Origin of the sequence: Mesorhizobium sp. C089B, from assembly GCF_030323125.1 — a bacterium.
Classification (GTDB): Bacteria; Pseudomonadota; Alphaproteobacteria; order Rhizobiales; family Rhizobiaceae; genus Mesorhizobium.
The window spans coordinates 995,493-1,017,739 of the sequence record NZ_CP100469.1 but is presented as its reverse complement, the minus strand read 5'-3'; the positions used below and the strand labels follow the sequence as shown (position 1 = coordinate 1,017,739).

Sequence of the window (22,247 nt, the reverse complement as noted above, 5' to 3'; positions counted from 1 at the left end):
TTCAGATGCCTCTTGGCAGGTCAAGGGGGCTAGACGATGTTGTTCTTTGTCCCGCTCTCCTGCGGCGACACGCCATTGCCCAGTTTGAAAGAACCAAAGAGACAATCAGGACAGGCCGGCGATATTTCGATGAAGGGCTTTCGCCATTAGTTAGCGCAGGCTAATATGCGTTCTTCGCGGTCAGAGAGCCGCCTGCATGTTGGGCAGAGATGCTTTAGCACCTGATACAATCGTGCCAGCCGCGATGCCTATCCCAATTTGCCTTGGCGTCTTCCCCGACGGGCTCTGGCTAGAAGCATTCCAAACCGATCAGGATATCCGTGCCTATTGGAGAGGCTATGCCCTTGCGGGCACGGTGTGCGCCGTTTTGCTGATCATCGAGCTTGTGACAATTCACCTGCTGCTCTGACGTAGCAGCGCTGTCTTGATGGCGCTATCGCTGTAGCGGTCGGACCGCTCTAGTGCGCCTTCTCCGCCTCCATCGTTGAGCAGTCAATTTCAGCTCGAGCGGGCTGGACGAGGGGAGCGCGGGCGCATGACCGTGGTGCCTACATTCGTCGTGACCACGCAGCCCACCTCATATCGGCCGACCACCACGCTTCCGCTTGCATAAGCCTCGGCGCGAATTCGATCTTGCAGCGTTTCGGGACCGAGTTCTGAAGCTGCGATAACGCCCATCTGCTCCATGACCGGAGCCATGGTCGCTGCGAGATTGGAGATCAGATCAATGCCGCTCATACTGTCTGATCCACCTCCGGCGAGAGCACTTACCGCCTGGCCCCGGCCGGCGTTTCGTTCGATTGGAAGCACCGGCGCAATGTCGCCGCGGACTAGCGTCCGTCATCTGCCCTGCCGTATGCATTCGGGGTAATGCCACCAACTGCGGTCCATGGTATGGTCCCGAGCGCACGCAGTGGCGCCTGATAAACAATCAGGAGTGAACGGGAGTGGCGGCCATTGAGGCGCTATAAGAAGTTTATTTTGCATTGCGGAATTCACAAGACTGGAAGCTCTTATCTTCAGGCGAGCCTGGCCTCCAATCGGGATCTGTTGGCGGGGAACTCGATCCATTACCCCGACCCCCACGACCCGGCCAATGAAGCGTTCGGGCCGCAGCACAGCATAGCCGCAATCGGTTACGACGACAGCAAATCGTTTGAGCAGAACGTTGGCGCGTTCTTCGCACTCGATTCCGATTGCGAGACGTTGCTGATGTCAGGCGAGGAATTTTCGCGAGCCAGCACTCATCCATCTTTTTTTCAGGGTCTGTTGGATATTGGCGCCGAGGTGAAGGTGGTGTTCTATTTGCGGCGCTTCGATCACTTGCTTGAGAGCGTGTATGCGCAATGCGTCAAAGACTACCTGACGGGCCCCATCGAAGTCGCGGAATATCAACTTGATTTCTACGAAATCCTGCGACCGTTTGTTGAGGCGCTCGGACCTGATCGTGTTGTCGTTCGACCATACAACCCTAAATTTTGGCCCGGCGAATCGATCGGTCAGGATTTCTTCTCTGCAATTGGCTTGCCTCACCTCTGGGGCGCCATGAGGAAGCCGGCCGGCCGGATCAACGAAAGTCTGTCACGGCCGGAAACATACATGATTTCAGTTACTGAAGGCATCGCTGAAAAGCAGCGCTTGATGGACCACTTCCGAGCCCGGCCTTTCCCGGACTGCGACAGGGCCAAGTTCTTCCGGTCACCCGATTTTCGCTTTGACTTCAACCTGAGATACATCGGCTTGAACTCTGGCGTCGCCGCCCTCAATGGCGGGGTGGACATCACCGAGTTTCTCGATCTGGCCAACGTCGATGATGATCCACATTGGCAAGCGTTCGACCCGAACGACCCTCAGATAGTCGACTATCTTGAAACCTTCAGGGCCAAGCATTCGGACTTAGACGGTGGGGATGATTGGGAAGTGCGTGAAGATGGCATCGAGGGGATGCGCTTTTAGGGCGCGGATAATCGGGCGGAAACACTTACCCAACCGTAGGGTAAGGGCCGCTAGCTAAAAGCCCGCCAACCTTTCGGTGGGCGGGCCTCTACTGTCGGAACTGGAGAGTGTCATGTCGACAGCTCCGGCACTTGCGAACGGTTTGGTTAGTGGCGCCAGATCAGCAGGCAGAGCTGGCGCAGGTCACGATCATAAACGCCCCGGCTCTCGATCACGTCGATGCAGCGCTTCTTGAACCGAGTGATTTCGGCGCTCGACATAGCGTCGACAATGCGAGGCAGATCCGTATTGGTCGGATGGTCGGGGGACTCGGTTCCGACAGTGGCACCGCTCGTGCCAGTGGGGGCAGTGGTTCCGTCGTCGCCAACTGCGGCGTTCGCCGGCATGCAAAGATTTGCGAGAACGGCTCCAATCGCCATGCTTCCCACCAGGATCTCAAAAATCTTTGTCATAATTCGCATCCAGGATGGCCCCTTTTCCAAACCAAGGCCGGCGGGATTTTGCTCGCAACCAGCGGGACGGTGACAGTCGTTGAGTGATTGATTGGGTATTGATCGAAAAACGGGAACGCGATCAGATAGGCGTAGTCGGCGGTAAGATGTGCCATGCGGAAACCTCCGCTGGCGGCATCAATTATCATCCACGACATCCTCCAATATCCGGGTGAAGGTGCTGAAAGACATAGCTCATTAGAAAGCACGGATAGATGAATGAATGTCTAAAAACTCCTTTCCTATTCTTTGCAATGACAGTGTTAGGCGTCCTTAGCCGTGTTAACCGTTGATCAGCGTGAGGCGAGTTCCTGCGGTATCGCGTTCAGCTCGGCCTTTGCGGCGTTGGGATGCGCGCCTCTCGCAAAAGCGATGGCCAGTTGTGGAGCTGCTATTTGTTCTCCTCGCGGAAGTCCTGCAGCGATGCATGCCGCAGGTCATCCTCCACACGCAAGTGCTTCACGCGGCCGATCAGCCCGGCTTGACCCATTGCGTCGCAGGCCGCTTCATGACGCCCTTGGGCGCCGTGCCTGGGTGCTCCTGGACGCGTTTCCATAGCCTCTCGCGCATTTCCCGGTTCAAGGTGACGAATGCGCTGCCGACATAGCGCCCGGTGCCGCGCTCAGCCATCAGAGCGAAAGCCGGCTTGCCCGCTTCACGCTCGACGCCGAGCAGATCGAACTCGTCAATCGCATAGCACTTGGCCTTCAGCCAGTTGGTCGACGGACCGCTTCGGTATTTGCTGTCCTTCCGCTTCGACACCATGCCTTCAAGTCCGGCCTTGTCGAGCAAGTGAAAGATGGCCTTGGCTTCCCCCGGCAAGGGCTCGCTGAACTGAATACGCCCGCCGGGCTCGATCATGCCGGCCAGGATCTCGCGCCGCTCCTCTAGCGCCATATCGCGCAGATCGTGGCCGTTAAGATGAAGCAGATCAAAGGCAACAAAATACAAGTCGTGCTGCCGGCGGGTAATGGCTTTGCGCAGCGCTGCGAAGTCCGAAAGGCCCTTGTCGTTCAGAACGACTATCTCGCCGTCGACAATGGCGCTTTCGGCACCAAGGCGCTTGGCCTCTCTCACCAGGTCGCGATATTTCGCAGTCCAGTCGTGGCCGTTGCGCGTATAAATGCGTGTGCCGTCTTCATCGATGATCATCTGCGATCGGTAGCCGTCGAACTTGACCTCGTGGGTCCAGCCTTCACCCTCGGGAGGGTTCTCCACAAGGGTCGGCATCAACGGCTCGATGAACTTCAAACGCATGCACTGATCCGCCCTCCGGCGATTCAATAAGATTGAGCTAAAATAGTTCCGAAACCGGAAATCAGCCTCTTGGGTGCAACAAACACGTCAACTCGGCGTTGCGGGATGAGCGAAGGAGGAATCGATATGGCCGACGACAAGAGCAAGCGGGACTTTCGCGATCGGGACCAGGTCTCGGCCGATGAGGATTATGAAGTCGAGTATTTCGCAACAAAGACCGGCATCACACCCCAGCAGGTGAAAGAGCTGATCGCGAAGCACGGCAACCAACGCGAAACGCTGGAGCGAGAAGCGAAGGCTCTGCGGAAATAATGACCAGGCTATCGGATCTCGGCAGACCAATAATTGGGCACCGACATGAAGGCCCGCCCGCGAGCGAGCTCGATCATTTCATGCCTTGCCCTGTTTGCGGCCAACAGATCGACATGCGCGATTTTCGCCAGGTCGCTTATCATTCCGATCCGGATCACGATCAGCCTATCGAACTAGACGCCTAGGAACAAAAGTGCCGAAATACCACGTTGAGGAAATGGACGGCGATACCGTGACGGCTACCCACATCGTCAACGCGACAACGCCGATCAGGGCGGCGCGGGAAGCGACAGAGCGCGACATCACTCTGCGCACCACCGAGCCCATCTGGATCAGGGTTGCCGACGAAAAGCGCGGCCACATATTCGAATACAGTTTCAGCCTGTAGCTGGCGATCCAACTCGGCTAGCTGAGTTTGGATGGCATACCATGCCGTCGACTTCGATACGCAAGTTCGACTATGACCCGAACACCAGGGTTCTCTCGGTTTGGTTTGTAGCGAGCGGGAAGCATTACGAGTTTTTGGACGTACCTGCTGAGGCCGTTGCCGCGTTCAAAGCTGCCTTTGCCAAGGGCGTCTATTTTAACAGCCACATCCGCAATCGTTATGCATTCCGGCTCGCGGCAGGGAGGGCAGCAGCCGCGTCGGGCGATTGACAGAATTTCAGATTCGAGGCGGCCCGCGCCATCGCAGGGGAGCAACTGTGCGAATTGACCAGGTTCCGAGGGCAAACGAAAACGCCCGCCGGCCGGGCCAGCGGGCGCGTATTATATTAAGCTAGGTGCTGGGCCTATTTGCCCATCATCATCGCAGCTTTGCAGAAGTTCTCATGGGCCTTCGCAATATCTGCGTCAGCGCAGTCCTTCATCACAGCGTCCTTATCCTCCTGAGACATAGCCGACCAAGCGGTTTTCGCTTCGGCCTCAGACTTCATGGTCTTCATGCTGCTGTCCGTGAAGAAAGGAGACATTTTTGCAGGATCGTCGAGCGCAGACGTGCCAGTGGAACTGCCGGCAAAGGCCGATCCGGTCATAAGGGCAAATGTCGCGCCGAGAATGAGCATTTTCGAATTCATCAAAATTCCTCCGAATGCAACTGCTTGAATGCAGCCGTGCTAATTCAACGCTTGCGGGTAGAAAGGGTTTCCAGCCAAATTGAAAATTGTAGAAATTGCTACCGATATTTCGTCGTCAACCTAGGAGGAATTGGCCCGCAAGTTCGGTCAAGGCGGCCGGCGGCCACCATCGATGCTGCAATTGCCTGGCCGGTTGCCCCGGACTTGTTCAGGGATGGCCCGCGCTTGCTTCCGAGCGCGGGCCGACCATGATGAGTGAGGGGCGATCTTGGTCACCGGCAGGACCGCTTAAGAACGAGCCGGGTGTGACCGAACAGCCTCAGGGTGAGGATGTTCCCGACTGACGCAAAAAAGCCCGCCAGCGTGAGCCAGCGGGCAATCGGCCTTGAGTATACTAGAACGAGTTCCCCGGCTCGCTCGTTGAGAGGCATGAAAGACAAATGGGAATCTGACCACCAGTTCGTCGAAGGCGCCCGCCGTAGCCAGCGATGGGCGGAGAGAGAACTTGAATCCCTACAATCGACCATCCAAGAGACGCGCCGTGTCCTAGAGGCTTCACGGAAGCTCTTGGAAAAAATTGCCGAGCGCGAAGACCATACGCAGCCGTAGGGAATGGCCGGTGCAGTTGGGCATGCTTGTGGGCTTAACCGCACCGATATTGCATAAGTCACGGCTGATGGGCAAACCCACGGCCAGTACTTTCCGTGCAGGTGGACAGCTCGCCGGGCGAAGACCCCAACCACCTCGATCCCGGCGAGCCTAGACCTGATCAGAGTACGCGATCAGGACCGGGGATCAGCCGGCGATAGTGGCATCTCTTGCAGGTCAACCATTGTGAAGCACAGCTTCCTGATCGGACCTGCTGCCGTGTCGAATGGAATAGGCGCGAGTGATTTCCGCACCAAAAAGAAAAATTTCCGCCGAGTAGTAAGCCCACAACAGGATGACGAGCAGCCCACCGGCGGCCCCATATGAGGCCGCGACCGCGCTGGAGCCTATATACCAACCGATAAGCGATTTCCCGAGCGTGAACAGGGCAGCAGTCACAACAGCGCCAATCCAGACATCCCGCCATTCCAGGGTTCGATCAGGCAAGATCTTGAAGATGGCAGCGAAAATAGCTGCGAGGAGGACAAAAGAAACGACCGCGTTGATAACGCCCAGGACAAGTGTCCCGAACGGCAACTGTGCGTTGATGAGGTTGCCTAGGGCCGAAATCGCCGCGCTCGCGACTAGAGAGACGAGCAACATGAAGCCAAGTGCGGTGACCAGTCCCAGACTTACCGCACGTGCGCGCACCAGGCGCGACAACGAACTTCCCTGCGCTTCGACCTTCCATATCATGTTCAAAGACTGCTGTATTTCGCCGAAGACCCCGGAAGCGCTCACAAGCAAGGTGATGATGCCAATCACCGCCGGCCAAGTGCCGCCGGATGGCTTTTCGGATGCGCTCTTCAGTGCGGTTTGCAGGATATTTGCGCTTTCTGTACCCATCATCCCTGTGATTTGGGCGGACAATGCCGCTTGCGCTGCCTCGTGACCGAATGCGAGACCCGCAATTGCAACCACGATGAGCAGAATTGGCGCCAACGATGTTGTGGCATAAAAAGCGATTGCTGCGCCATGGCTGAGAGCATTGTCGTTGACGAACCCAACGACGGCTTCTCGCACCATTGCCCATGCATTTGTGATCGCGCGATGCATTTTGCGCCCCAGTCGAATTGGCGTTCACTAGCAATGCACCAGCACATGTGATGTTCCGGTTGCGGGCTGTGGCAGGAGTTTCGCACCGACTTCCGCGGAGGGTCGCCGGCATAGAACTTCCGCTCCGATGCGCTCGCATCGCCTTCGCCCCCATTTCGGGACGCGCATTTGATAATGGTTTCTCAAGATCATTTTAGTTCGTTCGGAAACCATAGAAGCGGAGGCTGGCTCGTTTGCACCGACAAGGACAACAGCACGGAGGAGGTGTTGGAGGCGGCGCAGGAAGCTGGCGTGCATCCTGCGATCTCCGCCGGCCGCTGGCGGTACGAGCATCCGGACTATCGCCGCTTTTCCAAGCTGATTGGTCGAGGTGAGATTAAAACCGTCCTGAGCCTCAATATCGCTTTGAGGCGCCAAAGCTGCCAACGCGGTACCACCGTGTCTGCTTTCAGGCAGCGGCAACCAACGTCGTTGCGGCCAAGATCGCGCCACCAGCGGAATGGCACCTTTCCGCTGGTTTGCACCAGAAGCAGACCTTCTGCTCTCGTTCCATATACTGCCGGACCGCATGCGCCTCATATCGGTCATTCAGAATTAGCAGCCGCCTCTTTTCCGATGCCAACGCCTGAGCCTTTTGTGAGACCTAGGCGCAGCTTGCCGGCCGCAGCCTGTCCCAATTGGGACGAATAGTTGGCACCCATATTGCAAATCTACTACTCCTAAAGCTGCCGGACCGCTCTCGTGATGAGCCGCCAGTCGGCTAAGCGCCTCGTCGGTCTTTGAGCTGGCCCCAGCGGATCCCAAAAGCAGAAATTCGAGCGTACAGGCGACGTGAGGGAGGATACCCGAACCCGCGTGAACGAGGCTGTAAGGTCGATCGGATTTCAGTTCAATCGACAAGCAATTGATTTTCGCCGGGGTCGTTCCGATTCGCTTATTGTTCTGGTGTCGGACATCGCGAACCCGTTCTTTCCGGTATTCTTCAAGGGATCGAAAAGGAAGCTCGGGAACGAAGCACAATAGGTAACACAAAAGGTCAAAACAGAGCAATGGCCACAGCCGTTTGCGTCAGATTATTCAAGTTAATTCGCCGACCGCCAACGCGAACAGACGCGCATGGTCCCGTCCGTATAGCGTTGTTAATCCGGCAGTAGCATCTCCTCTTCATCGGCTGCGGCTTCGAACAGCAGCCGGAAGTCGTTACCCGGCATTTTGCCATCCATCGCAGATAGGCAAGCCTCAGCCGCCAGCCGCCACTTGGGGCCACGATTGGACCACTTTAGAAGCTCCTCCGCGGCGGCATCAACTCGGTTGACACCAAGGCGAAGCCCCGGGCGCTCAGTCTTCACATAAACCGGAGGGTTGAACCAGCGGTGGGGCATCAAGCCTCTCGAACGTCAAAGGCGATGAACAGTCCCCAAACGGAGGCTGAATTGACGATCATTCCGACCAACTGGCAGTCAGTCTCACGAAGATCATGGCCGCGCTCGCGCACCGCTGCAATGGTCGCCTTCAGGGAAATTATATTGCCCGGTTGAGAACCCAACAGGACCTCGCGGACCAGCTCCTTGGCCGTTTGCTGCACAGGCCGAACAGGTGCTTGAACGTCCATCCCATCCTCCCAGAGAGATAGAACCTCACCAGCTATTCTGTGGGTCACTTTCCGAAAAAGGCAAGAGCCGGAAACGTACAAAGCAGGTTGCCGCAAACACCCCATTTTGGAACGGGACCCGCCCTTTGTTCATTATGGGTGGAATCAATTTTTGAATGCAAATCCAAGGAATTTACGCCGTGCTCGCCAAGGATGGACAAAGCGGAGGAGTTCTATACCCGGCTTTTCGAGCGGAGGCCTGATGATCGTCCCATGGACGTGTTGATCCAATGGCGCAACGTCGCAGGCGCGAACTTGCAAATCTTCCATGATAAACGGCGAATGATAAAAAGCCCGCTGACGTCTGGCGACGCTGCAGGGATGGCCCGCGCCTGCTTCGGAGGCTGCGCGGGCCGACCATGACGAGTGGAGAGGACATCTTGGTCACCGGCACGGACCGCTGAAGAACGAGCCAGCTGTGGCCAAACAGCCTCAGAGCGGGAATGTTCCCGCCTGACGCAAAAACACCGTGGCTCAGCCGGCGGGCTCCGTTGCAGGGGCACTCAGGATAGTGCCACGGGCGCGGCGTCTGGGGTCAATGCAGTTTGCCGACTAGCCGAGCGTATTCGGCTTCAGCCCTGCCATATGACCCATCAGCCAGCGCAATCAGACGCGCTCGGTCAAGAATGACTACCTCTCCTCGCATTGAGCGTATCAGACCTTGGCCCTCCAAGGTTTGCAGCGCTATGGTGACGCCGGGCCGCCTGACACCGAGCATAACTGACAAGAACTCGTGCGTAATCGCAAAGCTGTTCCCGTCGACGCGATCATCGCACATCACCAGCCATCTTGAGAGCCTGTCGACGATGTTCATCCGGGCATTGCTGAGCGCGGTGAAGCTTGCCTGGAGGTGAAAGTAGTGAACGTAGCGGAGCAGAAAACTTCGCAGGGTTGGGCTTGTCAAAAGCGCCTTGGTGAAGAGGCCCGCGTCGATAACAAAGGCTCGGGCCTCTAATTGGACGTAACAATCGTGCGTTGACCGGTCATCGCCCATGATAAGCGCTGAGCCGGTCATACCCTCACAACCTATGATTCCGATCTCAGCTTCAATACCAGGCCGCAGTTCGCCCACCACTGACCCGAGACCGCTCTCGAAGAAGTACACGGTTCTGATTGGAGACCCCGCCACTTCGAGATGCGTCTTCAGTCCAAGGGAGACGCTTTCCAAATGAGGTTGCAGCAAGGCCAAATCTGCCGAGCACATTCGAAGCAGCAGCGAATTGCGATAGATGGAATTTTGGCGGGTGTCGCATTGCGCGGCAGTGTGAGTTCGTGAACTGGAGTCTGTCATAGCTCCCTCTCCCTATTGGGGCGGAAGCATGTTGATCGCTCACAGCCGACGGACGCCCTTAGAGTTGCCGTCGATAGCACACTGTATGCCTGCGGGCCGCGGATGTCCCATTTATTAACAACTGCGTTGATCAGCGCGAGCCAAGCTTTGGCGCGCCCGCGCTAAGACGGCATTCAGATACTCCAGGAATTCGTCATCGCTTTTCGTTGACAAGCCGACTTGTCGAGCGCGAGTCACAATGCGCTCCTGGAGTGAAACCGCTGTCTCATAGTGGTCCACGATCATCTGAAATGAAGCGCTCACTGGGGCGGATTCAAAGAGCTGTGCCATTGTGGCAATGTAGTTCCAAGATGATGAGAGTCGATGCGGCCGCTGCTTTGCGTAACAATCGTACAATGTGCTCAAGAATGTGCGGTTACCGGATCTAGACGGCCTATCCGGAGGTGGTGTGGAATTCTGCTGACTTAGCAGCACGGATAGAACTCGTGATCCGCCACGCAGCACGCGCCAGATAGGACCAATAGGGCGTAACTAGCGACGCGAGCGCCGCCGCTGCGATGCAGTGAGCCGAATGCGCCGAGGCCCATCAACTTCCACCGGGTCACCTCGGCAGTGGCCGCCTTCACCCCGGTCATGTCTTCGCTGAGCGATTCACCGCGTCTTCAGCCTTGGCAAAACGCTGCACCAGCTTGTCGGTCTTGGCGTACATCTTCGATCGGCTGGCGGCTGGGCGCTGCTCGGATTGCTCGTAAGAGAGCGCGGCTCAAGCATCGCTGTCGTTTAATGTCGCGCCGGATCTCGGTTGCGTCTCGCTGAACGCCCTCCATGGACGCCCTTCATCGTGGGTCCACCAGGGCTTTCTTGTTGTCTGAATAGCCGCCTTCGTGCGCGAGCACCTTGGCAGGCGCTTTCTTTTCGCGCGAAATTGCCATCGTTTTCAAGCGGGAGGGTCGGGATGCAGATTTTCGATGACATCGAGGCGCTGCTGGATGCGGGTGAAGCCTCGACGGCACTTAAGGAAGTGCGGGCGCTGGTGCATCAATTTGGGCGCGGGTCCAGTGTCTTGGCGGGCGCGATCGACGACCTCATTATTGACCTGTCGACGCTATCATTCGTCGCCGATGCTTACGGAGGCCGCATCGCAGAGGCGGCGCGCATGTTGGCCCGAAAAAGACTATTGAAAATCAAGTTGCTCGCACCTCGTCAAAGCGTTGAAGTGGTCAGCTAGAGATTGGTGGTCGCTACGAAAAACGTGTAGACCTGCTCGGTGCTCCGACGCATCGAAACCTCTCGCCATCATCGGTTCCGTGCGGACGAAAGAGCCGCCTGACCCTGCGACCAGATGAAAGCTTGGACTTGCGGCAGACCGCAAGCAGTTGGAGCTTGAATTGCCGACACACTCTCAGGAACCGTTGCCGGGATCGCACTCCATTGGTCGTCGGCCCAGATCCGGCGCGCCTCGCTTAAGGTGCCGGTCGAATATGGCCAGCTTCTCTTCGTAGCCGATCCGCACTCTGGACCTGCAACTATCGCATTTGAAACCGGCAATCGTTTTCAGCCAGGATCCCCTTCTCACCATAGGGCGTGAACAGGAGGGGCATTGGAATTCTAAAGGTACGTCGCGCAGTTCATTTGATAGAGGCACTGTGCATGTTCTCCTCAGCGGCACGGCCACTGCAACAAAGTAGAAGGAGAAATGTTTCCGGATTCGGCCATTTGCGGGAAAGAATCGGACCTAAGTCTAAATGGTGAGCGGCCCTGAAACCCATCGGCCTTTGCGTCGGAAATTAAAAATAGCGAGGGTTCGAAGGCGGCCGCGGGCGTGAGGCTGGCAAGTGGGCCAAGACGGCGGCGGTAAGGCGGAGCTGTGGCGATCAAATAACCGGTTCGCCCAGAATCTCGTTCACCCAGCTCATGGTTCTCAGCCCGTATGCCATTCCGGCGCAGTCGGCAAACCAGTCGAAGACACTCATGTCACGCCCTGTGACGCTTTGAAGGATTTCGATCGCTGCGCCCGTAAAAGCAAGTAGAACCGCCAGCCGGACCACCTGTTGGGGCCAGCCGAGGCTACCCAAAGCCGACAAGGTGGCGAACGCGGCGGCGTGGTTGAGCTTGTCGTGATGAGACGTAAAGGCCAACGCGTGCAGCAAGTGGTCTGGCAATAGCGCGAGCAACAGGACGACCGCCAACGTGGAGAGAAAGGCAGCCCTTGCCATGCTCTGATAAAAGCTCGACTGCGGCAATCTATCCGCAGCACTCCCGGTTCCTAGTTCTCGCTTCCGATACTGGCGCACTAGGCAGAGCTCCAACCTGCATCTGAGCTACGAGCGCGAACAACTGGCATGCTTAACAGGCCTCCTGATGTCATCAGGAAGTTCCATGAAACAGCCTATGTCACTCTGGATGGTTCCATAGGGCGCTGCGAATGTCGCCCTCCATTGTGATGAGGCCGAGGGTTTCCTGCCGAAAAGGCGCGGCGGAATAGGCGAGCCATTGGTACCGCTTGCGCCCAGGTGCGATGCGTATCGTGCTGGGCGGGAGCGGAACTCTTTCCAGCCTTGGCCCAGCTGTGCAGCCGGGCCGACGCCCTTCTGAATTCAATTATCGCCGGCGTCGCGGCTAAAAGACGAAACCGCTGTTTAGTCTGGTCATCCCTGCCTTGGTGATCTCGCCTCTACATATTCCAATCCTAGACGCTAGGCCAGCAGCGGCCACTCGCGGCTGTCCATCAACAATCCCAAACATCAGGTCGCGGTTATATACAAAAAAGCCGGCCACCTTTCGGCAGCCGGCCAGTGCAAACAAGGAAGGGAACGTTGCACTGATGGGGCAGTGCACCGTCCGAAGCGTTTCCAGGCGACAATGTTCCACCGATGAGAGAACAAAGAAGGCTTCACCGCCAGCGCACATTCCCCTTAGCTGCGCTGTATTGCCAGCGGCTAGTCTCTAAAGGCCTTTAACCAGCCACGGATCGGTGTCGTATCCGAGGCGCGGCTTTTCCGGCGTTCCATCGGCCGGCAATTTGGCGGTTCCGGTCGGCCTGCAGTCCAGTTCGAGCACCTGCTTCTTGGCAGAGTGCTTCGTAGAGCAAAGGTCCGTGGCGTCACTCACCACCACCTTCTTCTCCTTGGCTATAGCGACACCAGTCCCAGCGATCACGATCGCCGCGCAAAACACAGCTACTCTCATCATACTCCCCACCGTTGCTCCTCCCCAAAAATGCTGAGCATGACGTTACGGCACATTTAAATTAGCGCAAGCGAATATTAGCTTGACTAGTCCCCTTCACATCGGCTCTGGTCGCCTCCCCTTGCTGCTGCGCCTTGCGAAACCGGCAGCGCGATATGCTAGGATGGGCGCATGCCTGCTCATGACCGGGCGGCCGCTGTTAACGACTTGAGCTTGACATGGCAGAAGGCTGCAGCCGTCAAGTTTCCCAAGTCGTCGTGGCGATGAACGATCGCGTCGAGGATCGCTTACCAAGCGGCGTTTACTAAGTTCCGCTGGTGCAGCCCTGCGCGAACACCATAACCACGTGATGACAAATCAGCCATGTGTGTGGCGCGGCGGGCTTGTTCCGCTTGTGGCCGGCGCCTACCCACCCGGGTTCCCCAACCATGGCGTCGGCCATTTTCGTTCTCTCAGCGATTATAGGCCTTTGCTATCGGCCTATGTGTTGGCCTTGGATGGCGAGATCGCGGTTAGATCGCCTCGTTCGTTTGGATGTTTCGCTGGCGTTGGCAGGAGGCGCATATGTTCGCCAGCCGGCGGATACCACACCGCCCCACCGGTCAGGCCCAGCGCGTCCGCTGCAAAGTCCCCGCAGACCGCTGCTGGGCCGCTGGCGGGCAGCGGCTACTTGCTGACGATCCAATCCACCAAGCCAGTTTCGATCAGCTCGCACCCAGTGAAATCGCGCACCAGGGCCTTGGCTAAATCGCGCCATTGACACTCAGGCGTACCCGTTTCCCCTACTAGGGCTCGGAATGCACATCGGAGAACGTCGGCTTGAAAGGCGGAGACGGCAACAGTAGACGGGTCGGCATCTTCCCAGCCTAGCGCCACGTCGCGACGACGTTGACCAAGGCGCTTCAGAAGCTCGCGTGAGGCTCGGATGGCCCTGCGCGATTGATCCATGTCCCGGCGAAATGTGGCGGGTTCCGCCATGGACTTCTGGCGCATCAGCAAGGTGGCCGTAGTGGCCGCTCGAGCGATATCTATGGGCGTTGCAACCATCGCAGCCTCCCAGAAAAGGCAATGGCAAACGACACATTAATAAGCTCGCCGAAACTCTCTCCGCAATGAAAAGAGTTGTACGAATTTTACCAACCCGCACCCTTTCAGTGATGCCGGGCCGCTGCTGTCCTCGCTCTTGTTCTGTCATCGTAATGAAGGACGACATCTCCGAGCACCCGTAGCACACCTGTTGCATGGAAAAAGCTGTAGGCGTTTATAGGTGCCCGGGCACTCCGCCATTTGTTTGCGTTGTGGAGCGGGACAAAGCAGGTTTCCTCACTCAGGCCGCCTACCGTGAAGCGGGGCACAAGCCCGACTTCGACGCATTGCCTTGGGAAGCTGAATACAGGGCCGCCAACTCAACGAAAGCCGGTCGTACGCCTAGCTAGCAACCAGAGGCACCGTGACGGTCGTGGCGTAATTTATCGGATACTGGTCGAAATACGGGAAAGCGATGACGAAGGCATAGCTCGCGGTCAGATGCGCCATCTTGAAGCCGCCGCTGGCAGGGTCGATCGCGATCGTCACAATGACGTTCTGCAGACCCAGGTTCACCAATTTCTGCGTGGCGATGGCCTGGATGTCGCTCTGCGAAAGCGTGTTGTTCAGCTGCAGCGCCCGAGAAGAGGTTTCCAGTGTATAGCGGACGGTCGACACGGCATTCATGGCCCAGCCGAAGGCGAAGATTCCGAACAAAAGCATCACCAGGAAAGGCGCGATCAAGGCGAATTCCAGCCCGGCTGCGCCGGAGCAGTCACGGCGCCACCTGGATCCGATCCTTTCAGCGGACACGGATCACCTCCTGATGGCTGATCGCGCGCGGGTCCGGGAAAACACCGAAGTTGAACGGGGGCACCCAGGTGCCCGTGGCCGTTATCTGGACGAAGACAGTCGGCAGCTTTGTTCCGCCGCAGATGGTGGTCTCATCCACGACCGTGGCGCCGCACAAATAGGAGCGGATCAGCACGACGGCGGCGTCCTCGGGCTTGTCGTTCCAGCTCGAAAGCGCGACCGCCTGCGTTCCCGTGTCATTGGACGCGCCGGCCATTACGAGATTGGCCGCGGTTTTAACGCCCGCGCGCATCTGCAGGTAACTCGTTACGTAGGACCAGCCGTCGGCGATGCCGAGGCAAACGAGGCACAGGATGGGCAGCAACATGGAAAACTCGACGGCAGCTATCCCGGATTTGTCCAGGACAATGCGCAAGGTCCGCCCACCCATCCCGCTACTCGACGAGCTGAACGGATTGCGTCGCCGGAATGTTCTTCATCCCGAGGCTGGTGCAGTCCTGCTTGATGGTCGTACTGCCTGACCACTGGATGGTGTCGGCGACGACCTGAGTGCAGCCACCGTTCCCCGAGAAGTTGCCAAGATAGTTGACCTGCTGCCTGGGAAAATAGATGGCGCCGGTCAAAAGCGAGTCCGCTGTGCCATTGAAGGTGCTCTGTGCCGCAGTCCCGGTCCTGTCGCCGTAGAACAGCACGCCGGAATAGGCTCCGGAGGTAGGCGCGCTCAGCGTCACCTTGGCGTTGCCGTTCATGCTGACAGTGTTGCTGCCTGCCATGAAGATGGTTACCCCGCTGCCCGCGACGACCGCGTTGGCGTTGACCTTCATACCGCCCTGCACGACGTAGACGCCGGGCTGCAGGGTGACGTTGCCGCTGAGGCTCATGCCGCTACAGTAGGTGCCAGGCTGGAGTGTTTGCGACGTCTTGTTGCCGTTGACAGACTTGCACGGGTTCCCGGCCGTCGGCGCCGCCAGGCTGGAGAAAGGATCGGCTGCCGGCAAGGCCTGGGTGATGTTGGACTTGCAGACCGTGGTCGCCGGATTGTTCAGCACCATGCCGCCGACCGTGATCAGGCAGTCGGCCTTGAGCACCGCCGAGCCCTGCGTCTTTATGGCGTCCGAGGCAATCGAGTCCGACATGACCGAACAGCCGGTGAGGTTGACGGTGGTGTTGCCGGAAAAGAGCGCAGCCTGGGAGGCCGACTGACTGAGCGCCAGCACGCAAGCCTTGGAGGCGTCATTGATCAGCGCCACCGCCCTTGCCTGTTCGGCAACGGGCGCCTGGTTGAAAATCGCCGTGAAGTAGCGATCTAGGTTCTGCTTGACGATGACCTCCACCGCCTTCTTTGCGGTGTTCGGGCCGGACAATGGCGGCGTGTTGACCTGGATCGTGCCCGGCGTGGCAAAATTGTTCGAGGTCGCGGACTGCGTGGCGGCGGCGATGATGGTCGGGTTATCGGAACCCGCGACTTTCTCGAGCGCACCGGCATAGGCCGCGGCATCGGCAACGGCCTGCAGCTTAAGGCTGCTGTAATACCAGAAGGATGTCTCCACACCGAGGCCGGCGCCGCCAACCACGACCGGCAAGGTGAAGGCAACGATGACGGCAACGTTACCGTTCGTGGCGCGCCTTAGGCGGCTCAAAGCAAACCAGATCCGGGTGAACGCGTTGGATGCCATATGTATTAGAAACCATGAATAGATAAACGAATGTGTAAAAAACCCATTCCGATTCGATGAAGTCCGACCTGCCAGACGAAATAGGTGCGCTGCAATTCCTCCTCGCCTCGCATGTACCGAGATCAGGCCGCTCAATCTGCGGTCGATCTCTACGGGTTGGAAGCGGCGACCGCCGTGGCGCAGTGCGCTTTGGAGGCTCATTTCGACGGTCGACCAGATGACTATCGCTTTTGGTGCGATGTCTTTCACCAACTGAGAAGAGCAACTGAAGGAACTTTTGCCGCGAAATCGTGTTCGTTCGAGCATGACCAGAATAGCCGACCTTGGACCGCCTAAGCCCGGCAAGCCACACCAACCGCAGGACGGGCACGATCGATTTCACCCATGCCCGATCTGCGGCCAGCAGGTCGACAAGCGCGACTTCCGCCAGGTCATGTGGCACGAGCAACCAGATCATGAGCCGCTGGAGCTCGATCAGTGAGGCAGGAACAACTGGGCCGCCAGCCAGAAGCCGACGGCCATCAAAGACAAAACAACGAGTGCGACGAGGAACAGCCTCATCGCCGGTTCCTACCACGCGTCAGAACAAAACCCGCCGACCGAAGCCAGCGGGCTTTTGTTGCAGGGCCGTGGTTTGCTTAGGATGTGGATCGCGGTTCAACACTGGGTGCCAATTGCGCAGTCACTGCGCTCAGACGCCCACGTTTGGTCAGTACTGGCTTGCTGTATTCTTTCTTCATGCAGTCCCTCCAGTGGAAATTTGAGGCAAAGCGCATTTACAGCCAAAGGTTGTCAATCAGCCCGCGCCTTGTCAATTCAAAAGGTGCCCTGCCCTTGCGTCCGGCGGACGAGAGACGTCACACCGCAAGCATCTCACCAGCCATGGAATCGTCCAACACCGTCCAGGTACTGAGGTTACCTAGCCGCAGGAGGGTCCTGAAGCCGCACAACCTTGTCGAGATGTAGCCGTATCCGCTGGCCTTCAGCGAAGGACAGCGCAAACGATTCCAGGCCGAATGAGCGTGTAATTTCCTGGTCGGTCTCTATGATGCGGACGACCCATTCGCCACTGGCTCCGACCACTTCCACGCGAGGCGTGGCCTTGCGAATTGACACCACGTTGCTCATCACATCCTCCCTACGAAACGCAATGGCAAGTCGATTTAAGACCGTCGTAGTCGGTAGATCAATAACAAATGCTTGCTCGGATCGGACGAACCATCCTGGATGGGCATACAACGGGGGCTAATGCCACTTCAGTCAGGCGAACCCTCCGGGGAACCTCCCTTGAGATAGCCTCTGCTTCAGGTCGTTGGCATTCAGGATGGCCGCCAGCTCTTCGGCATACTCCATGTCGGGAAGGTCGACAGATGGGTGGCCCGCTACAATAGCCGGCAGCCCGGTGAACACGTCGAACACCGTCCACGTCCCATCCGGTTCCCGCCTTACGCCGTACCGCAGAGTTGCCATGAGGGGATGCTAATGGAAGCCGCGAATATATGGTACAAAAAATGCGAGCGGGCGATCGGACAACGGGCACGCCTTGCAGAAGTTTTGCCGCTACGACGGGTTCGGTCGGGCACGGCCAGAATAGCCAACCTCGGACCGCCCATCCCCGGCAAGCCACATGACCTGACTGGGAAGAGCATTTCTATGCGCGCCCCATTTGCGCGCAAAAGGTAGACCGTCGCGACTTCCGCCAGGTGATGTGGCACGAGCAACCGGACCACCAGCCGCTGGAATGCGACGCCTAAGAGCGCAGCACAACCCAACTGGTCATCGCTATCGAAGCAGCGTTTGCGGGGCGGCCGCTTCTAGGCGCATGGTGGCTAGATGACCCGAATATGGGTGGGATCGGATGGCGCCACGATTTATAGCGAAACCACTGTCCTGGCCGACCGAACCGGCGGCTGGCTGGTCCGGGCCGGAATGAACCGGGGCAATGCCCGGCTCAACGGCTACGCTCTCGATCAAGTGCACCTGGTCCCGGTAGATCGTGCCGTGGAGGTCGGTTTCGGCGGCGCAGTTTTACTGCCGCAACTTATCCGTGAGGCAGCATTCGTTTGCGGTGTTGACCGCTCGCAGGATGTCGTGAACGCTGCCTCCCACCGGTTCGCCGATGCAGTGCGCGTCGGACGAGCCGAGTTCCGAACCGGGCTAGTCGAGGACTTGCCCTTGCCGGATAGCACATTCGACAAGGCTCTCAGCGTCCACACAGTGTACTTCTGGCAAAGCCTTAGAGCTGGATCCGCAGAGCTCCATCGCGTCCTCAAACCAGGCGGTCGCGTCGTGCTTGGCTTCCTCCCGAAGGCACATATGGACCGGATGAACATGCCGGCCGATATTTTTACACCTCGCGAGCCGGATGAGGTCATTGCTGCCTTGCGAGAGGCAGGGTTCAGCGACCCTGAAGTGCGGAGACCGAGCACGGAAACCGCATGGCTCGTTGTGACAGGCACGCGAAGATAAGTTTCGGCGCCTGGAAGCGGAAAAGCCCGCCGCCGAAGCCAACTGGCTTTGTTGCAGGGGTTTGCCTAGGCTCCTCTGGGTTCAACACTGGGTGCCAATTGCGCCGTCACTGCGCTGAGACGCCCACGTTTGGTCAGTACTGGCTTGCTGTATTCTTTCTTCACTGCAGTCCCTCTCTAGCGAATTTCGGCAAAGCGCCTTGGGCCTAAAGGTTCTCACTCATCGGTGCAGGTTGATGGCGTGCACACAGCCGTTACGGCCGAGAGCTTCTCGCGCTTCTTTAGTTCCGGCTTCTGATAAGGCTTCTTCATGCAGGGTTCCCCACGTTTGTCCCTCAATGCGAAAATGCGGTGCGCCGACCACGATTGTCAACCGGAAACACTGAAGTAGCGGCCGAGCGACGCCAGGGGCCGGCACGCGCGGTCAGGGCGGCGTGCGCAGCGTGGATGCTGCAATTGCCTGGCCGGTTGCCATGGCCTGCTAACGAGCGCACACTGCTGCGGTCGCCTCGAAAAATCAAAAACAAACAGGCACGAGGCGCTTGGGAGCGATCATCAGGCTTTCGCCCGACCAGGGAGAAGGCCCATGCCCACACCGGCACAGAGCCGGCTCATATATTTTATGGGCCAACTCGTTCACAACGAGAGCATCGTTTCCAAGCAGGATATTATCGTCGGCTTACTGGATCACGAAGGCAGTCCGACGGCCGACGCCGACGAATTGCTGGCGAACTTGCATCGATCACTGCAACAGGCCCGACAGAGCTTGCACGAGGCGCAAGAGATCTATGGAGTCAGAAATGCGGAGTAGCGAAAAAACAAAACTCGCATACACAGCCGCAGAGTTCGCCGAAAAACACGGTTTGACCGTGAAGGCAGCCGAAATCATCCTGTCCGTGAACGGCTCCTCACGTGTCGCTTGCGATGCAGCAGCACGCGCATTCAAAGAAGCGGTTGCGCACCGAGCACACAGCAATGACGGCGAATGAGGCCCGCGCCTGCTTCCGAGGCTGCGCGGGCCGACCATGACGAGTGGAGAGGACATCTTGGTCACCGGCAGGAATCGCTGAAGAACGAGCCGGGTGTGAACGAACAGCCTCAGAGCGAGGTTGTTCCCGACTGACGCAAAAAAGCCCGCCAACATGAGCCGGCGGGCCAAGTAATGGGTCGCTGTCCAATGAACGCGTTAGGTGTCTTCAGATGGATTTTGGTCGAGAAGCCGCCGCGCGTCAGGCGCAACAAATCGGGCGCCGATTGAACGCCCTGCGGACGCAGGAACGCCTTCGTCTCGCGGGCGCTCCGCGTAAGCAAATCTTCGCCGCCGAGAAGCTCAATCGTCTCGGCCCAACCGTCGTCTGCAAGCAATTCGTGTGTCATCGCAGTTAGAATCCCACCCGATTCCGCAGGGCAATACCTATCTTATCGCCTAGGCCCTTTTGCCCCTACCGCCGAGACATGACCGCGCACCACGGAGCTGTCGAACATCTGCACCAGGTGCGACCGGTGTCGTTGCGCCCACTTCTGTGCCGGATAAGCAAAGACTAGGCCGGTAAACGGTGAACGCAGTTCGGGGAGTACCCGCACCAGATCGAGCTGATGGGCGAGATAGCCTGGAAGAAAGCTGATGCCCAATCCTATCGCCACGAGCGCCCTCACCGTTAGCAGATCATCGCAGGTGAGGCCCCCTGTCAGGTCAACACCGATCTTCCGGTCGCCCGCCAGCATCGGCAGCGGTCGCGCCCATGCCTTGCTGAGGGCGATTAGATCGTGATGTTCGAGTTGCTCCAGTGAGACAGGTGTGCCCCGGCGGCCGAGGTAGGCCTTGGAAGTGTCCTGAAGGACCCGTCACGAAAGCGCGTGAGATCAGGCTGGAATCGCGCAACGGGCCGACGCGCACGGCGAGGTCGATGCCGTCGGCGACGAGATCGGCAACGCGGTCGGTGACGACGAGATCAACGGCGACCGCCGGATAAGCCTTACGGAACGCTGCAATAACAGGCGGTAGAAGCGTCTGCGCGATATCCACTGACGCCGTCAGCCGAAGCTGTCCGTCCATCCCCGCCGACTCTGCGCGAAGCTCAGCTTCGACGGTCTCGATTTCTCGCAGCGCGATGCGACACCGCTCGAAATAGGCTTGGCCCTTGGGCGTAGCGCGCAGCTTTCTGGTCGTGCGCTGGATCAACGAGAGCCCGAGCCGTCGCTCCAGGGCCGCGACCTTGGCGCTCACTGTCGTTGCAGGCATGCCGAGACGGCGCGCCGCGCCGGCAAAGCTCCCTGCCTCGAGGACGTTGATGAAGACACATATCTCGTCGATGCGCATTCCCGGATTATGCAGAAAACGGGATGCTCATTCCAGTCATCTCATATTTTCCGGGCAATGCATTTGCGCGATGATTTCGCTTGTGGAAATCGCCAGCAGGGGAGCGGAGGCCATGAACGATCAATCGATCAATCCCAATGACGCCGCCAGCGTCGTCGAAAAATATGCCATCAACCCGCGCGTTCGGGTCGGTCACGTCCATCTCAACGTCGCCGACATCGAGCGATCGCTAGCCTTTTATTGCGGTGCCCTCGGGTTCGGCGTCACCATGTCGCTAAGCGAGGAGGCTGCCTTTCTCGCGGCGGGCGGATATCACCATCATCTGGCGCTCACTAACTGGAAAAGCCGCGGCGGCGCCGCGCCCCCGATTGGCACGACGGGCCTACACCATGTCGCCTTTCTCTATCCGACACGGGCGGCGTTGGCGGCTGCGCTGCGCCGCCTGCGAGCAGCAGGGGTGACGCTCACCGGCGCGAATGACCATGGCGGCTCGGAGGCGATCTATGTGCGCGATCCCCGGCAACGGGGTAGAACTCTATTGGGATCGCCCGGAAGCGGAATGGCCGCGCAACCCGGACGGCGCGCTGAAACTGGTCAGCAATCCGCTCGACGTGGACAATCTCGCCCGCGAGGGGGCATCAGACTGCTAAGCCGGCCACCGCCATGGCGGGCTGCGTTCGGAGGACTGCTGCGACAGTGCTAGCCATTCACCGAGCCACGGAGCCGGTTGGCTGCGAGCGGAGGGCAACCACTCGGCTGGCGGGCTTCGCCACCCCAGGTATTAAAGTGTACGCTTCGAGAAGACCGTCGGCAAACTCAAGCGCTTAAAATGCGTCGCAATACCCTGCGGGAAGAGAAGCGAAGCTTCGCATCCGAGCTTATAGGACTTGACCGGCGGCTAGCCAGACGGCTCCCGCGCGGCTGAGACGGCCCTGTCCCGTTCCTTTGGATGAACTGCGCCTTGTGGCCGGTGATGTTCTCGATCGCCTTCAAAAGGGGTCGATGGACCTCACAGAG

31 protein-coding genes and 2 pseudogenes are annotated in these 22,247 nt (G+C 58.4%); 11 read left to right on the top strand and 22 right to left on the bottom strand.

Annotation, left to right across the window (positions count from 1 at the left end; translation table 11 throughout):
* Positions 1-196: 196 nt before the first annotated feature.
* Entirely contained in the window at positions 197-409 is a 213-nt protein-coding gene (locus NLY44_RS05165; protein WP_023695016.1) for a hypothetical protein, read from the top strand.
* Between the two features lie 89 nt (positions 410-498).
* Here the strand turns inward: NLY44_RS05165 and NLY44_RS05160 are convergent, their stop codons facing one another.
* Entirely contained in the window at positions 499-738 is a 240-nt protein-coding gene (locus tag NLY44_RS05160; protein ID WP_023695015.1) for a hypothetical protein, read from the bottom strand.
* A 219-nt stretch (positions 739-957) separates the two neighbouring features.
* Between NLY44_RS05160 and NLY44_RS05155 the strand changes: the two genes are divergently transcribed.
* The gene (locus tag NLY44_RS05155; RefSeq protein ID WP_023690590.1) at positions 958-1,956 is read left to right on the top strand and encodes a hypothetical protein; all 999 of its coding nucleotides are present in this window, start codon (positions 958-960) and stop codon (positions 1,954-1,956) included.
* 146 nt (positions 1,957-2,102) lie between these two features.
* On the opposite strand, the gene NLY44_RS05150 is transcribed toward NLY44_RS05155, so the two are convergent.
* From NLY44_RS05150 to NLY44_RS05140, 3 genes and pseudogenes are all read right to left on the bottom strand, one after another.
* Positions 2,103-2,408 (bottom strand): hypothetical protein, encoded by a 306-nt coding sequence (locus NLY44_RS05150; RefSeq protein ID WP_023673877.1) that lies wholly within the window; start codon positions 2,406-2,408, stop codon positions 2,103-2,105.
* Complete coding sequence (locus NLY44_RS05145) at positions 2,405-2,563, bottom strand: hypothetical protein (RefSeq protein ID WP_155929886.1); 159 nt, start codon at positions 2,561-2,563, stop codon at positions 2,405-2,407. The genes NLY44_RS05150 and NLY44_RS05145 overlap by 4 nt, the downstream gene beginning before the upstream one ends.
* Before the next feature lie 275 nt (positions 2,564-2,838).
* Positions 2,839-3,704, bottom strand: a pseudogene (locus tag NLY44_RS05140) (ATP-dependent DNA ligase).
* A 126-nt stretch (positions 3,705-3,830) separates the two neighbouring features.
* On the opposite strand from NLY44_RS05140, the gene NLY44_RS05135 reads away from it, so the two are divergent.
* The 3 genes from NLY44_RS05135 to NLY44_RS05125 all read left to right on the top strand — a co-directional run bounded on the left by NLY44_RS05135 (position 3,831) and on the right by NLY44_RS05125 (position 4,673).
* Positions 3,831-4,016 carry a DUF3606 domain-containing protein gene (locus NLY44_RS05135; protein ID WP_023805142.1) on the top strand — a complete coding sequence of 62 codons (186 nt, stop codon included), beginning with the start codon at positions 3,831-3,833 and terminating at the stop codon, positions 4,014-4,016.
* 193 nt (positions 4,017-4,209) lie between these two features.
* Positions 4,210-4,404, top strand: coding sequence for a hypothetical protein (locus NLY44_RS05130; protein ID WP_023699326.1), 195 nt, complete (start codon positions 4,210-4,212; stop codon positions 4,402-4,404).
* Positions 4,405-4,445: 41 nt separating this feature from the next.
* Positions 4,446-4,673 carry a KTSC domain-containing protein gene (locus NLY44_RS05125; protein ID WP_023673160.1) on the top strand — a complete coding sequence of 76 codons (228 nt, stop codon included), beginning with the start codon at positions 4,446-4,448 and terminating at the stop codon, positions 4,671-4,673.
* A gap of 134 nt (positions 4,674-4,807) precedes the next feature.
* Here NLY44_RS05125 and NLY44_RS05120 read toward each other — a convergent pair whose 3' ends face one another.
* The 6 genes from NLY44_RS05120 to NLY44_RS05095 all read right to left on the bottom strand — a co-directional run bounded on the left by NLY44_RS05120 (position 4,808) and on the right by NLY44_RS05095 (position 10,325).
* Complete coding sequence (locus NLY44_RS05120; protein WP_023673895.1) at positions 4,808-5,092, bottom strand: hypothetical protein; 285 nt, start codon at positions 5,090-5,092, stop codon at positions 4,808-4,810.
* A gap of 825 nt (positions 5,093-5,917) precedes the next feature.
* Complete coding sequence (locus NLY44_RS05115; protein WP_286456758.1) at positions 5,918-6,796, bottom strand: YihY/virulence factor BrkB family protein; 879 nt, start codon at positions 6,794-6,796, stop codon at positions 5,918-5,920.
* Positions 6,797-7,935: 1,139 nt separating this feature from the next.
* A complete protein-coding gene (locus tag NLY44_RS05110; RefSeq protein WP_023669677.1) occupies positions 7,936-8,178 on the bottom strand; it encodes a DUF982 domain-containing protein in 243 nt (80 codons plus the stop codon).
* Positions 8,178-8,408 (bottom strand): hypothetical protein, encoded by a 231-nt coding sequence (locus NLY44_RS05105; RefSeq protein WP_023690600.1) that lies wholly within the window; start codon positions 8,406-8,408, stop codon positions 8,178-8,180. The genes NLY44_RS05110 and NLY44_RS05105 overlap by 1 nt, the downstream gene beginning before the upstream one ends.
* Before the next feature lie 574 nt (positions 8,409-8,982).
* Entirely contained in the window at positions 8,983-9,738 is a 756-nt protein-coding gene (locus NLY44_RS05100; protein ID WP_023706251.1) for a Crp/Fnr family transcriptional regulator, read from the bottom strand.
* Between the two features lie 464 nt (positions 9,739-10,202).
* A complete protein-coding gene (locus NLY44_RS05095; RefSeq protein WP_245261978.1) occupies positions 10,203-10,325 on the bottom strand; it encodes a hypothetical protein in 123 nt (40 codons plus the stop codon).
* A 368-nt stretch (positions 10,326-10,693) separates the two neighbouring features.
* Here NLY44_RS05095 and NLY44_RS05090 point away from each other — a divergent pair, with 368 nt between their 5' ends.
* Positions 10,694-10,966 carry a hypothetical protein gene (locus NLY44_RS05090; protein WP_023690703.1) on the top strand — a complete coding sequence of 91 codons (273 nt, stop codon included), beginning with the start codon at positions 10,694-10,696 and terminating at the stop codon, positions 10,964-10,966.
* A gap of 646 nt (positions 10,967-11,612) precedes the next feature.
* On the opposite strand, the gene NLY44_RS05085 is transcribed toward NLY44_RS05090, so the two are convergent.
* The 6 genes from NLY44_RS05085 to NLY44_RS05060 all read right to left on the bottom strand — a co-directional run bounded on the left by NLY44_RS05085 (position 11,613) and on the right by NLY44_RS05060 (position 16,442).
* Positions 11,613-11,981, bottom strand: coding sequence for a VanZ family protein (locus NLY44_RS05085; RefSeq protein ID WP_245261975.1), 369 nt, complete (start codon positions 11,979-11,981; stop codon positions 11,613-11,615).
* A gap of 703 nt (positions 11,982-12,684) precedes the next feature.
* The gene (locus NLY44_RS05080) at positions 12,685-12,930 is read right to left on the bottom strand and encodes a hypothetical protein (protein WP_023673947.1); all 246 of its coding nucleotides are present in this window, start codon (positions 12,928-12,930) and stop codon (positions 12,685-12,687) included.
* A 663-nt stretch (positions 12,931-13,593) separates the two neighbouring features.
* Positions 13,594-13,974 carry a hypothetical protein gene (locus NLY44_RS05075; protein WP_023690706.1) on the bottom strand — a complete coding sequence of 127 codons (381 nt, stop codon included), beginning with the start codon at positions 13,972-13,974 and terminating at the stop codon, positions 13,594-13,596.
* Positions 13,975-14,355: 381 nt separating this feature from the next.
* Entirely contained in the window at positions 14,356-14,766 is a 411-nt protein-coding gene (locus tag NLY44_RS05070) for a TadE/TadG family type IV pilus assembly protein (protein WP_023716265.1), read from the bottom strand.
* Positions 14,756-15,181 (bottom strand): TadE/TadG family type IV pilus assembly protein, encoded by a 426-nt coding sequence (locus NLY44_RS05065; RefSeq protein ID WP_031210656.1) that lies wholly within the window; start codon positions 15,179-15,181, stop codon positions 14,756-14,758. Before NLY44_RS05065 ends, NLY44_RS05070 begins: the two co-directional genes overlap by 11 nt.
* Before the next feature lie 19 nt (positions 15,182-15,200).
* Complete coding sequence (locus tag NLY44_RS05060) at positions 15,201-16,442, bottom strand: pilus assembly protein TadG-related protein (RefSeq protein WP_352498131.1); 1,242 nt, start codon at positions 16,440-16,442, stop codon at positions 15,201-15,203.
* A 111-nt stretch (positions 16,443-16,553) separates the two neighbouring features.
* Here NLY44_RS05060 and NLY44_RS33185 point away from each other — a divergent pair, with 111 nt between their 5' ends.
* Entirely contained in the window at positions 16,554-16,778 is a 225-nt protein-coding gene (locus NLY44_RS33185; protein WP_084013115.1) for a Y4oE-related protein, read from the top strand.
* Positions 16,779-17,357: 579 nt separating this feature from the next.
* On the opposite strand, the gene NLY44_RS05055 is transcribed toward NLY44_RS33185, so the two are convergent.
* Together NLY44_RS05055 and NLY44_RS05050 are read right to left on the bottom strand one after the other, a co-directional pair.
* Positions 17,358-17,570, bottom strand: coding sequence for a hypothetical protein (locus NLY44_RS05055; RefSeq protein WP_023690461.1), 213 nt, complete (start codon positions 17,568-17,570; stop codon positions 17,358-17,360).
* A 132-nt stretch (positions 17,571-17,702) separates the two neighbouring features.
* Positions 17,703-17,912 (bottom strand): hypothetical protein, encoded by a 210-nt coding sequence (locus NLY44_RS05050; RefSeq protein ID WP_023694061.1) that lies wholly within the window; start codon positions 17,910-17,912, stop codon positions 17,703-17,705.
* A 363-nt stretch (positions 17,913-18,275) separates the two neighbouring features.
* Here NLY44_RS05050 and NLY44_RS05045 point away from each other — a divergent pair, with 363 nt between their 5' ends.
* From NLY44_RS05045 to NLY44_RS05035, 3 genes are all read left to right on the top strand, one after another.
* Positions 18,276-18,911, top strand: a complete 636-nt coding sequence (locus NLY44_RS05045) for a class I SAM-dependent methyltransferase (protein WP_023670654.1) — start codon at positions 18,276-18,278, stop codon at positions 18,909-18,911.
* A gap of 585 nt (positions 18,912-19,496) precedes the next feature.
* The gene (locus NLY44_RS05040) at positions 19,497-19,721 is read left to right on the top strand and encodes a hypothetical protein (protein ID WP_023690459.1); all 225 of its coding nucleotides are present in this window, start codon (positions 19,497-19,499) and stop codon (positions 19,719-19,721) included.
* Entirely contained in the window at positions 19,711-19,899 is a 189-nt protein-coding gene (locus tag NLY44_RS05035) for a hypothetical protein (RefSeq protein ID WP_245261925.1), read from the top strand. Before NLY44_RS05040 ends, NLY44_RS05035 begins: the two co-directional genes overlap by 11 nt.
* 109 nt (positions 19,900-20,008) lie before the next feature.
* Here the strand turns inward: NLY44_RS05035 and NLY44_RS05030 are convergent, their stop codons facing one another.
* From NLY44_RS05030 to NLY44_RS05020, 4 genes are read right to left on the bottom strand one after another with little or no spacing between them, the layout of a single operon-like run.
* Positions 20,009-20,287, bottom strand: coding sequence for a hypothetical protein (locus NLY44_RS05030; RefSeq protein WP_023670652.1), 279 nt, complete (start codon positions 20,285-20,287; stop codon positions 20,009-20,011).
* 42 nt (positions 20,288-20,329) lie between these two features.
* Positions 20,330-20,698, bottom strand: a complete 369-nt coding sequence (locus tag NLY44_RS32920) for a LysR substrate-binding domain-containing protein (RefSeq protein ID WP_084013112.1) — start codon at positions 20,696-20,698, stop codon at positions 20,330-20,332.
* A complete protein-coding gene (locus NLY44_RS05025) occupies positions 20,604-21,230 on the bottom strand; it encodes a LysR family transcriptional regulator (protein WP_023690457.1) in 627 nt (208 codons plus the stop codon). Before NLY44_RS05025 ends, NLY44_RS32920 begins: the two co-directional genes overlap by 95 nt.
* Before the next feature lie 7 nt (positions 21,231-21,237).
* Complete coding sequence (locus NLY44_RS05020; RefSeq protein WP_023694062.1) at positions 21,238-21,432, bottom strand: hypothetical protein; 195 nt, start codon at positions 21,430-21,432, stop codon at positions 21,238-21,240.
* On the opposite strand from NLY44_RS05020, the pseudogene NLY44_RS05015 reads away from it, so the two are divergent.
* Positions 21,343-21,880, top strand: a pseudogene (locus NLY44_RS05015) (VOC family protein). The gene NLY44_RS05020 and the pseudogene NLY44_RS05015 sit on opposite strands and share 90 nt — an antisense overlap.
* Positions 21,881-22,247: the final 367 nt, after the last annotated feature.